This is a genomic window from Azospirillum sp. B4, assembly GCF_000333275.1.
Classification (GTDB): Bacteria; Pseudomonadota; Alphaproteobacteria; order Azospirillales; family Azospirillaceae; genus Nitrospirillum.
The window spans coordinates 1-3,146 of the sequence record NZ_BACU01000005.1 but is presented as its reverse complement, the minus strand read 5'-3'; the positions used below and the strand labels follow the sequence as shown (position 1 = coordinate 3,146).

Genomic DNA, 3,146 nt, shown 5'->3' with positions numbered 1-3,146 from the left:
GGGTGCAGCTGCCAGTAGATGGCCGTAGCCTCGTTGAACCTGCCCTCGCGCAGCAATTTGAAAACCTGCGGGATCAGGGGGCCGTAGTATTCATGGTCACTGTGGGCCGACAGCTGGATGGGCATGATTTGGCTGAGCGGATCAAACTCGCCCTCGATGGGCATGGAGATCACCACCTCCTTGCCGAACAGGCGGTCGCACTCGATCACGCTCTGGATGGAGGGGAAGCCGCCCTCCGCCTTGATGGCGGCGATGTTGGGGCAATCATCGATCAGGCGGCGGATCAGGCTGGCCGGAATGTCCGACGGGTGGATGCGGCTGGAAAAGCCCCACAGGAACATGGGGAACAGCATGACGGCCAGGTTGGTCGCGTCACACACCGCCTTGGTGTAGTCGTAGATGTCCTGCTCGCTCTCCGGATAGAAGTTGGGCGGGTAGGACAGCAGCACGAACTCCGCCCCCGCCGCCTCCGCCCCGCGCACCGCCTCGATGTTCTGTCCCAGGTTGTTCCAGCTGGCGTGATGGGTCACCACCAGGCGCTCGCCGGCCTCATCCTTGATGATGCGCAGGAAATCCAGATACTCCGGCAGGGTGATCGACACCTCCGACACGCCCAGCGTACCCATGAAGCCATGCTCGATGGCCAGGCGGGTGTCGTGGCGGACGGCCGCCTCGTTGATGCGGGTCAGGTCGGAGGTGAAGGATGGGATGGTGCAATTGACCACGCCCACCAGCTTCTCGCGCGCCCACTCGCGCGCCTCATTACGGCGATAGCCGGCCATGGTTCTCTTCCTTTTTCTCACGTGTTGTCGCGGGCGCCTTCCCAGGCGAGGTATTTCAGTTCCAGATACTCATCGATGCCGTAGATGGAGCCTTCGCGGCCCAGGCCGGACTGCTTGACTCCGCCGAAGGGTGCCACCTCGTTGGAGATCAGGCCGGTGTTGATGCCGACCATGCCGTTCTCAAGCGCCGCCGCCACCCGCCAGATGCGCTGGGCGTCCGACGCGAACAGATAGGCGGCCAAGCCATATTCGGTATCGTTGGCCAGGCGGATGGCCTCCGCCTCATCGTGGAAGCGGATCAGCGGCGCCACCGGCCCGAAGGTTTCCTCCTTGCAAATGCGCATGCCGGCGGTCACGCCCGTCAGCACGGTGGGCTGGAAGAAGCGGCCACCCCGGGCATGGCGCCCACCGCCCTGCGTCACCCTCGCGCCCTGGGCCACGGCGTCGGCGATGTGCGCCTCCACCTTCGCCACGGCATCGTCGTCGATCAGGGGGCCTTGCTGCACGCCCGCCTCGAAGCCGTCACCCACCCGCAGGGCGCCGACGGCCTGGGCCAGCTTGGCGGCGAGGGCGTCATGGATGCCGTCCTGCACATAGACGCGGTTGGCGCTGATGCAGGCCTGGCCGGTGTTGCGGTATTTGGTGGCGATCAGGCCGGCCACCGCCTGGTCGACATCGGCGTCGTCGAACACCAGGAAGGGGGCGTTGCCGCCCAGTTCCATGGATATCTTCTTGATGGTCGCCGCCGACTGGGCGATCAGCACGCGGCCGACCTCGGTCGATCCGGTGAAGGTGATCTTGCGCACCAGCGGGTTGGCCGTCAGTTCCGCCCCCACGACACGCGCCGGGCCGGTGACCACGTTCAGCACCCCTGCCGGCACCCCTGCCCGGGCAGCCAGTTCGGCCAAGGCGAAGGCGGTCAGCGGCGTCTGCTCCGCCGGTTTCACCACCATGGTGCAGCCGGCCGCCAGCGCCGGCGCCGCCTTGCGCGTGATCATGGCCGCCGGAAAGTTCCACGGCGTGATGGCGGCGCAAACGCCCACCGGTTCCTTCAGGGTGACGATGCGGCGCGTGCCCTCCGGCGCCGCCATGACGTCCCCCTTCACCCGCTTGCCCTCCTCCGCGAACCATTCAACGAAGGACGCGGCGTAGGCGACCTCCCCCTTGGCTTCGGCGAAGGGCTTGCCTTCCTCCAGCACGATCAGGCGGGCCAGGTCGTCGGCATGGGTGACCATCAGGTCGAACCAGCGGCGCAGGATGACGGCGCGCGCCTTGGCCGGCAGCGCCCGCCAGCCGAGGAAGGCGCGATGGGCGGCATCGATGGCCGACGCCACCTCCTGGCGGCTGAACTGGGGGATCAGGGCCAGTTGCTCACCCGTCGACGGGTTCAGGAGGGGGCGCCCCTCACCCGGCCGGGCCTCGATCCAAACGCCGTCGACATGGGCGGCGGACTTGAACAGGGTGGGATCATCGAATGGGGGGAAGGTCATTTCTTGCCTTTCCGCACCGGCGCGATGCTGACAGGCAGCACGGTGCCGATGCCTGATTGCCGCGCCCGGCCGGCGCACAGGGCGGCGACGGTCAGGTCCTGGATGGCGGCGCCGACCGATTTGTAGAGCAGGATCTGATCCGGGCTGGTGCGGCCGGGATGGCGCCCGCCGATCACGTCGGCCAGCGCCACCAGCTTGTCCCCCCAGCCCACGCCGGCCTGGGCGGCCGCGATCATGTCGCCGGTGTCGTGCGCCACCTCTTCCACCATGTCGGCGACGATCAGGTCGGCGCGGCGGATGGCCTCCGGGTCCAACTCGCGTTGTTCCGGAAGGGTCGAGCCGATGGAGATCACCGTCATGCCGGGGCGCAGCCAGCCGCCCAGCAAGGTCGGGCTCTCGTCACGGGACCGCGCGGCGCAGATCACCACGTCGGCGCCGTCCAGCGTGGCCCGCGCGCTATCGACGTCGCGCAGGGGGACACCCAGGTCCGCCAGGTCCGCGATGAAACGGGCGCGGCTGTCCGGGTTGGGGCTGAAAACGGTCACCTGGCTCAGAGGCCGCAACGCCGCCAGCGCGCGGACATGGTTCTTGGCCTCGAAGCCCGATCCGATCACCCCGACCCGAAGGGCGCCCGCCGGCGCCAGCGCGTCCGCCGCCATGGCGGAGGTGGCGGCGGTGCGGAATCCGGTGATGGAATTGCCGTCCAGCAGCGCCACCAGTTCCGCCGTCCCCTGGTCCAGCAGGGGAATGAGGTAGGAGGCGACACCCTGACGGACGTTCGCCGTGATCAGCTTCGCCCCCAGCAAGCCGCCGTCCGGGGCGATGCCACTCAGCGTGCGCAGCCACAGGCCCGGCCCCCCGCGCATGGTGCGCG

General features: G+C 68.4%; 3 protein-coding genes. All 3 read right to left on the bottom strand.

The window, feature by feature from the left end; all coding sequences use genetic code 11:
* The coding region (locus I55_RS00095; protein ID WP_044558362.1) for a dihydrodipicolinate synthase family protein at positions 1-782 on the bottom strand (782 nt) is incomplete at its 3' end.
* 17 nt (positions 783-799) lie between these two features.
* Positions 800-2,272: an NAD-dependent succinate-semialdehyde dehydrogenase gene (locus I55_RS00090; protein ID WP_044558361.1), complete on the bottom strand. Its 1,473-nt coding sequence runs from the start codon at positions 2,270-2,272 to the stop codon at positions 800-802.
* Positions 2,269-3,146 (bottom strand): ornithine cyclodeaminase family protein (locus I55_RS00085; protein WP_044558359.1); only part of this gene is annotated, 878 nt, incomplete at its 5' end. The genes I55_RS00090 and I55_RS00085, both read right to left, overlap by 4 nt.